Below are 7,543 nucleotides of genomic sequence, written 5' to 3'. Positions count from 1 at the left end.
CCGGACCCCGCCGTCCCGGTCCCCGCCGCCGCAGTTCCCGCCCCGGCCCTGCCCGATCCCGCCGCCGCACCCGCCGTTCCCGCGCCGGCGCTCCCGGCCCCGGCGCTCCCGGCCCCGGCGCTCCCGGCCCTTCCGGACCCGGCCGCAGCCCTGCCCGCACCGGCCCTGCCCGCGCCCGCCCTGCCCGCACCGGCCCTGCCGGTTCCCGCCACCTGACGGGCGGAGGAATCGGGTGACCCGGTCCCGGCGCACCGCGGTAGAGGAGTTGCCCCGGGGCCTTCCACCCGGAGCCTGCCGGGCCGCCCGCAGCGTGTCGACGCGGGCCGTGGTCACCCCGGGAGACGGATCAGCCGTCCCCGCCGGAGACCACGAGGCCGCCCTCGAGAGCACGGAAGACGTCGTCGAGGAGGTCCCGCAGCTCGGTCCCCTCCGCGGTGAGCCAGTGCTCGTACGCCGCGAGGGCGACGCCGAGGCTGGCGTGCCCGACCGTCTGCGGGACGAGGGCCGTGCTCGGCTCGCCCAGCCGCCCGGCCACGTACTCGGCGACGACCTGCCGCCATGACGCGTAGCGCAACGTGGAGTAGGCCTGCAGCGTCGGCGTCTGAAGGATCAGCCGGAGCCGGCGCCGATGCCAGGGCTGTTCCTCCGGCGTGACGTCGTTGAAGTCCAGGACCGCCTCGCGCACCCCGGCCATCACCGGCAGGTCCGGCGCCAGACCGGCGAAGGTCGACCGCATCCGCACCAGCTGCTCGTCGAAGGCGCCCCAGGGCACCTCGTTCTTGGAGGCGTAGTAGCGGAAGAAGGTCCGGCGGCCGATCCCGGCGGCGTGCGCGATGTCGTCGACGGTCGTGGTGTCGAAGCCGCTTTCGGTGAACAGCTCCAGCGCGATGTGCTCGATCTCCGGCCGCGACGTGACGGGCCGCCGGCCCGCGCGCCGGGCGTGGTCGCCCTCGCTCGTCCGCTCGTCCGCCGTGACGGCCGTGTCGTCCTCGGACATCGTCCCTTCCTCCGCGGTGCGATCACCGGTTAACGTCGAAGACCGGACGGCACCGCGGCGGTCCGGTCGGACCCGTGCAGCATCCCACGTTCCTCCCGGTCTGATCGCGGACGAGCAGGAGGTCTGTATGGGACGGGTCGACGGCAAGGTCGCCTTCATCACCGGCGCCGCGCGGAACCAGGGACGGAGCCACGCGCTGCGGCTCGCGGCCGAGGGCGCGGACATCATCGCGGTGGACCTCTGCGAGCCGGTGAAGAGCATCGAGATGTACCCACCGGCCACCGAGGAGGACCTCGCGGAGACCGTCCGGCTGGTCGAGGAGCTGGACCGGCGGGTGCTCGCCACCAAGGCCGACGTCCGGGACTCGGCTGCCCTGCGCGACGCCGTCGACGCCGGGGTCGCCGAGTTCGGCCGGTTGGACATCGTGTGCGCCAACGCCGGTGTCTTCGAGATCCAGCCCGCGCTGGAGGTCACGGACGACGCGTGGCGGGAGATGATCGACATCAACCTCACCGGCGTCTGGAACACCTGCCGCGCGGCGCTGCCGCACCTGATCGAGGGCGGTCGCGGCGGCTCGATCGTCATCACGAGCTCGACGGCCGGGCTCAAGGGGACACCGAACACGGTGCACTACACGGCGGCCAAGCACGGCGTCGTCGGGATCATGCGGACGCTCGCGAACGAGTTCGCCCGGCACTCCATCCGGGTCAACAGCGTGCACCCGACCGGCGTGGACACGGTCATGATCCAGAACGAGAAGACCTGGGGCCTGTTCGACCCGGCCAATCCGCATCCGACGCGGGAGACCGCCGAGCCGGTCTTCGCCTCGACCAACGCGCTGCCGGTGCCGTGGGTGGAGCCGATCGACATCTCCAACGCGATCCTCTTCCTCGTCTCGGACGAGGCCCGGTACATCACCGGGGTGACGCTGCCCGTCGACGCGGGCTACACCGTCAGATAGAGGTCAGGCGAGCAGAGGTCAGGGCCCGAGGTCCCACAGCAGCCGGAAGTAGGCGGTCCGTCCGGGATCGGGGGCGACGCCGTACGCGTCGAGCAGGCGTCGCTCCCAGCCCGGACCGTAATTCCACTCCGTGCTCCACGTGGCGACGGCGAGGTCCGCCCACCGGTCCCCGACGCCCGGGTCCCCGAGGTCGACGTGCCCGGTGCAGCCCCCGTCGTCGCCGACCAGCGTGTTCGGAGCCCACGCGTCCCCGTGGCAGACGACGGTGACGTCGGGTTACCGGCAGCGCCTCGTGGCACGCGCGCAACCCCTCCCCGATCGCGGCGACGGCGCGGGCCGGATCCGGGTCCTCGATGGCGTTGTGCCCCGGCAGCGCGGCCGTGACCAGCCACGAACCCTCGTCGTCCGCGCCGGGCCAGCACCCGTGGGACCGGCCGGGACGCCGCCGCCCAGTCCAGACGGGCCGCCTCCGGCCCCGGATCGACGCCCGGCGGCGCCCATTTCACGAAGCGCCGGCGCGAGCCCGTACCGGCCTCGGCGGTCAGCCCGCCGAGCTCGTTCCGCCACACCGGCACGACGACATCTCCCGAGGTCAGCGCCCGGACCGCGGCCGGTAACGGGACGTCCGGAGCGGGACGGTGGCCGACCACGGGGCGATCGTGCCGCACGCGCCGCCGCCGGACGAACCGGACTCATCGCCGCAGCACGCTCCAAATTGTCGGTGGTGCCGGGCACACTGACGTGTGACACAGATGACCCTGGGGGACTGATGAGTGCACCGGCCACCGATATGCGGCGCGAAGAGCTCGAACCACAGCTCGAGCAGTACCGAGCCGAGCTGACGGGCTACAGCTACCGGATGCTCGGATCCTCGTTCGAGGCCGAGGACGCGGTGCAGGAGACGATGATCCGGGCGTGGCGGGCACTCGAGAAGTTCGACGGGCGCTCGTCGCTGCGGTCCTGGCTCTACCGGATCGCCACGAACGTCTGCATCGACGCGTTGAACGGCCGCAAGCGCCGCGCGGTGCCGATGGACTTCGGGGGGCCGTCGGAGCCGGTCGCGGACAACCTGCGCGAGCCCCTCCCGGACGACACCTGGCTCGAGCCGATCCCGGACGCGCGGATCGCGCCGTCCGGGGCGGATCCGGCGGAGACGGCGGTGGCGCGGGAGTCCGTGCGGCTGGCGTTCGTCGCGGCGCTGCAGCACCTGCCCGCCCGCCAGCGCGTCGTGCTGATCCTCCGCGAGGTCCTCTGCTGGAAGGCGGCGGAGGTGGCGGAGCTGCTGGGCAGCTCGGTCGCGTCGGTGAACAGCGCGCTGCAGCGGGCTCGGGCCACGCTCGAGGAGCGCGGCATCGCGCCGGATCTCGAGCCCACCACGCCGAGCGAGGAGGACGCCGAGCTGCTCGGCAAGTACGTCGCGGCGTTCGAGAGCTACGACATGGAGTCCCTCGTCGCGCTGCTGCACGAGGACGCGGAGCAGAACATGCCGCCGCTGGAACTCTGGCTGCGCGGCGCGGAGAACATCACGGCCTGGATGCTCGGCCCGGGCTTCGAGTGCAAGGGATCGAGGCTGATCGCGACCTCGGCCAACGGCTCGCCGGCCTTCGCGCAGTACCGGCTCTCGGCGGACGGTACCCACCACGTGCCGTGGGGCCTGCAGGTCCTGCGAATCGCCGACGGGCGAATCACCGGGATCAGCACGTTCCTCGACACCAAGCTCTTCGCCCTGTTCGGAATGCCGGACCGGCTCGAACCGCAGACCGCTGCCTGACCCCGGAAACAGCGCTGCGCCGATTTCCGGACACGCGGAATCGGCGCAGGAATTGCGGAGAAGAATCACCGGGAGGGACGTGCCGGGCCCGCGAGACGGGCCCAGCACGTCATCCCCGGTCGGATGACCTTGTTGCTCAGTCGTCGATGTTGGTCTGCGAGGGGCGGTCGCCCGGGGCGCAGACCACGTTGCCGGCCTGCTGGTCGACGCCCTGGTTGCCGCCCAGGATGCCCAGGACGGACACCGGAACGGCGGCGTTGACCGGCGAGCAGACGGCGAGGTTGTTCAGGGCGTTGACGTCGCCCACGTTGACCAGGCCCGCCTGCTCGTTGTCGTCGCTGATCGAGTTGACCTGGCGCTCGGACTGCCCGCTCTTGTGACCCCAGTCGTTGCCGTGGCTCTTCTCGCCGGCGAAGGCGAGGGGGCTGACGGCCATGAGGGTGGCGGCAGCAGCGGCAACGACGATTCCGGCCTTCTTCAGCACAGTGCATCTCCTGTTACATGATTGGGTCCGCGGGTGGACCCATCGTGTGTGTCAGCGTGTGGCTGGGGAGCCCCGCTGATGACTAAAAGCTATCGGGCCCGACCTCGAAACAACGAACGATCTACCACTATCGTGCTAACCCAATTACTCAACGCAAGGATATTGCTCCGTTGCGGCATCTGTAGCCGTCATGATCGACCCCTTTCACCCGCTCGTGGTCACTCTTTGCAGTGAACCGCTACCCGCTTGGCCGAGCACCCTTTTCCGGAACTACGCACCGTCACATCCATCCCTCGATCCGGCGATCCTGCTCGCACGACCGAGTGGACAACGATCCGTCCGATCCGGACCGGGGAGGTGCCGCCGACGGGTCGACGCTCACTCCGCTGCTCGGCGCCTTGACCTCGTCCCCGGTGGGGCGACGAGACTGGCGCGGTGACGATCTGGATCTGCGGCACCTGCGGCGTGGAGCACCCGGACACCGGACGACCGCCCCGCACCACCTGCCGGATCTGTGCCGACGACCGCCAGTGGGTCCCGGTCGACGGCCAGCGCTGGACCACCGCCGACGAGCTGGACGCCGAGGAGCACCGCCTGGAGAGCGAGGAACTCCGTCCGGGCCTGCACCGGTTCCACCGGCAGCCGAGCTTCGGCATCGGGCAGTGGTCGTACCTCGTCCGGACCCCGAACGGGAACATGCTGTGGGATCCGCCGAACCACCTCGCACCGGAGCTCGTTGCGGAGATCGAGAGACTCGGCGGACTGAGCCTCGTGGTGGCGAGCCACCCCCACATGTTCGGCTGCCAGGTGGGCTGGAGCCGACGCTTCGGCGATGTCCCGGTGCTCGTCCACTCCGCGGACCGGGAGTGGGTGCAGCGCGACGACCCGGTGATCACGGAGTGGCGCGGCGTCGAGACGGTACTGCCGGGAGTGACGCTGATCGAGGTCGGCGGCCACTTCCCCGGGGCGGCGGTGGCGCACGTGACGAGCCCGGACGGACGGGACGACCTGCTCGTCGGGGACTCGATCATGCCGACGCCGGCGACGGGCTGGGTGACGTTCCTGCGGAGCTACCCCAACGGGATACCGCTGTCCCCCACCCTGGTGAGACGGATCGTCGACTCGCTCGAGCCCTACGAGTTCGACCGGATGTACGGCCTCACGGGGCGTGCAGTGCTCGCGGGCGCGAAGGATGCGGTCCGCCGGTCCGCGGACAGGTACGTCGCGTGGGTGAGCGGCGAGAACGACCCTCTCGGCTGACAGCGGAACCGAGGCGGGGAGCAGAGGCGCTACGGCTTCGTGACGCGGAGATGGGTGCGCCGCCCGTCGTGGTCGAAGATGCCCAGGATCTCCGCCGGGCCGTCGTGGGCCCCGAAGGCGTGCGGGATCATGGTGGAGAACTCGGCCGCCTGGCCGGTCTCGACCAAGATGGTCCGCTCCCCCAGCAACAGCACGACCGTTCCCGACAGGACGGTGAACCAGTCCTTGCCGGGGTGGACCTTCAACCCGTCGGGGCCACGACCAGGGGCCGGGTCGGTGACGCGCATCTTGGCCCCGGTCACACCGTGCGGCGCGGGCACCCGGCGTGGCCGGCCGTCGACACCCTCGACCTGGTGTGGGCGTCCGCGTCCCTCCACCACGTGGCGGATCCCGATCGGGTTCTCACCGAGGTCTTCGCCGCGCTCCGCCCCGGCGGTCTCCTGGCCGTGATCGAGATGGGCTCCTTCCCGCGCTTCCTGCCCGACGACCTCGGCCTCGGCCGTCCCGGGCTCGAAGCGCGCTGCCATCCCCTCCTGGCCGACGACCACGCCGACGCGGTGCCGCATCTCGGCTCGGACTGGGGCCCACGCCTGCCCCGAGCCGGCTTCACCATCGAGGCCGAGCGGGCCTTCGCCATCGACCTGAGGCCACCCCTCCCCGCCTCCGCCGGCCGCTACGCGCAGGCGCCCCTGCGGCGCATGCGATCAGGTCTCGACGGCCGACTGAGCGCCGACGATCGGCCGCGCTCGACACCCTCGTGGACAGCGAGGGGCCCGACGGCGTCCTGCAGCGCAGCGATCTCACGGTCCGCGCCGCGAGGACCGGATGGGCGGCCAGACGGCCGTGAGCGGACGGGCACGCCGTCGGAACGCGGGGGGTTGCTGCCGGAACGGCTGGGGGCCCACTGGGAGAGCGAGGCGAGATGAGAGAGACCAGCGCAGGTGTTTCGGCTGGTGGGAAGGTGTGGCCAGGGGCGGGGTCGAACCGCCGACCTTCCGCTTTTCAGGCACGGTCACGCGTGATCAGTGAGTCCGTAGGCGTCCAGCGCGTCCCGCTCACCTGCGACAACGTCCCGATCCGAGTGTCTCTCGCCGAACCCGTTGCTACAGCTGTTGCTACAGCGGCGCCCGGCTGACCATCTCCTCCCCCCACCCTGCTCACTCCGCGGCCTTGCTCGTCGTCCTGGCCGCCTCATCGACCGGGCCGGCCGGGTCAAGGCTGGAACACACCGCGTCGCCGGCCCCGCCCCCCTCTTCTTGTGGTGCTCGATCCTCGGGAGCCTGGGCGGGGCCGGTGGCGTGGTGCGCGCAGCGGCCTTGATGCGGTCGGCCCGGTCGATGACGATCGGCGTGGACGAGCTGGCACCTCTGGCCTCCGGGACCTTTCGGCGTCTCATCCCGGTTGTGGCCCTGGCGCTGCCCGGGCGCGCCGGCCGGGAGCGGAGCGGCAAGGCCGAGCGCGCAGGAGGGCTGCGCCCCGGCCCGCCAGGGCCGGCTTGAAGACGTACAGAAAGTCCTCCTGAGGTACAGAAGCGGTCTCGTGCAGCTAATCGTTCACCTAGCGGACCGCACATAGAGCGACATCGTCGAACAGCGTCTGTTGGACCTCGGCACCACTTATATACCGACAGAGTGTGCTGGCCTGCGAATGAGACAGGTACGAGAAACTCTGTGGCGCAGTCGGGGACGGATTGAGCGCTTTAAGTGGCAAGCCACCTTCCACAGGAAAGACCCGCTCGACAACCAGCGCCACCGCACGCTGGCTATCCGCGTAGTAGGCTTCGTACTTCGAGCGCTCGATCAGACCAACATCGCCGAACTTTTGCCATATTTCATCAGGACTTCCGATGACAGTCTCTGAAATCGTGAATGCGCCGACGATTCGCTGAATTGGCGCCGTTGAATAGATGACCACTATCTTGACGTCAGCCGCCAAAGGCCTCTTACGGAACTCGACCTGCTTTCTCCCTTCCAAGATTCCGTCCGCATAGCATGGATGGATAGCCATCAACGCTAGTCTTCCAGTTGCTGACGCAACCATCCCATTCCCTCCTGTTTGATCCCCGCGATG

10 protein-coding genes are annotated in these 7,543 nt (G+C 70.4%); 5 read left to right on the top strand and 5 right to left on the bottom strand.

Features of this window, described 5'->3' with window-relative positions; all coding sequences use genetic code 11:
- Window positions 1–216: hypothetical protein (locus JWP64_RS06005; RefSeq protein ID WP_297493305.1), on the top strand; the 216-nt coding region annotated here is incomplete at its 5' end.
- A gap of 130 nt (window positions 217–346) precedes the next feature.
- Here the strand turns inward: JWP64_RS06005 and mftR are convergent.
- Window positions 347–997: a mycofactocin system transcriptional regulator gene (gene mftR, locus JWP64_RS06000; RefSeq protein WP_297493302.1), complete on the bottom strand. Its 651-nt coding sequence runs from the start codon at window positions 995–997 to the stop codon at window positions 347–349.
- A gap of 127 nt (window positions 998–1,124) precedes the next feature.
- On the opposite strand from mftR, the gene JWP64_RS05995 reads away from it, so the two are divergent.
- On the top strand, window positions 1,125–1,958 hold the full coding sequence (locus tag JWP64_RS05995) for a mycofactocin-coupled SDR family oxidoreductase (protein ID WP_297493301.1): 834 nt from the start codon (window positions 1,125–1,127) through the stop codon (window positions 1,956–1,958).
- Window positions 1,959–1,976: 18 nt separating this feature from the next.
- Here JWP64_RS05995 and JWP64_RS05990 read toward each other — a convergent pair whose 3' ends face one another.
- Window positions 1,977–2,186, bottom strand: coding sequence for a phosphotransferase (locus JWP64_RS05990; protein WP_297493307.1), 210 nt, complete (start codon window positions 2,184–2,186; stop codon window positions 1,977–1,979).
- A gap of 541 nt (window positions 2,187–2,727) precedes the next feature.
- Here JWP64_RS05990 and JWP64_RS05985 point away from each other — a divergent pair.
- Window positions 2,728–3,729, top strand: coding sequence for a sigma-70 family RNA polymerase sigma factor (locus JWP64_RS05985; protein WP_297493298.1), 1,002 nt, complete (start codon window positions 2,728–2,730; stop codon window positions 3,727–3,729).
- Between the two features lie 136 nt (window positions 3,730–3,865).
- On the opposite strand, the gene JWP64_RS05980 is transcribed toward JWP64_RS05985, so the two are convergent.
- A complete protein-coding gene (locus JWP64_RS05980) occupies window positions 3,866–4,213 on the bottom strand; it encodes a hypothetical protein (protein ID WP_297493296.1) in 348 nt (115 codons plus the stop codon).
- Window positions 4,214–4,648: 435 nt separating this feature from the next.
- Between JWP64_RS05980 and JWP64_RS05975 the strand changes: the two genes are divergently transcribed.
- Window positions 4,649–5,473: an MBL fold metallo-hydrolase gene (locus JWP64_RS05975; protein WP_297493293.1), complete on the top strand. Its 825-nt coding sequence runs from the start codon at window positions 4,649–4,651 to the stop codon at window positions 5,471–5,473.
- Between the two features lie 29 nt (window positions 5,474–5,502).
- Here JWP64_RS05975 and JWP64_RS31390 read toward each other — a convergent pair whose 3' ends face one another.
- Complete coding sequence (locus JWP64_RS31390) at window positions 5,503–5,760, bottom strand: cupin domain-containing protein (protein ID WP_366889468.1); 258 nt, start codon at window positions 5,758–5,760, stop codon at window positions 5,503–5,505.
- Between JWP64_RS31390 and JWP64_RS31385 the strand changes: the two genes are divergently transcribed.
- Entirely contained in the window at window positions 5,707–6,399 is a 693-nt protein-coding gene (locus JWP64_RS31385; RefSeq protein ID WP_366889466.1) for a methyltransferase domain-containing protein, read from the top strand. The two genes, JWP64_RS31390 and JWP64_RS31385, sit on opposite strands and share 54 nt — an antisense overlap.
- A gap of 631 nt (window positions 6,400–7,030) precedes the next feature.
- Here JWP64_RS31385 and JWP64_RS05965 read toward each other — a convergent pair.
- The coding region (locus JWP64_RS05965) for a hypothetical protein (protein WP_297493290.1) at window positions 7,031–7,543 on the bottom strand (513 nt) is incomplete at its 5' end.

It is taken from the genome of Pseudonocardia sp. (assembly GCF_025465255.1).
In the GTDB taxonomy this organism is placed as follows: domain Bacteria; phylum Actinomycetota; class Actinomycetes; order Mycobacteriales; family Pseudonocardiaceae; genus Pseudonocardia.
Note: the sequence above shows the minus strand (reverse complement) of the source record. Positions and strands in the feature narration are given on the sequence as shown.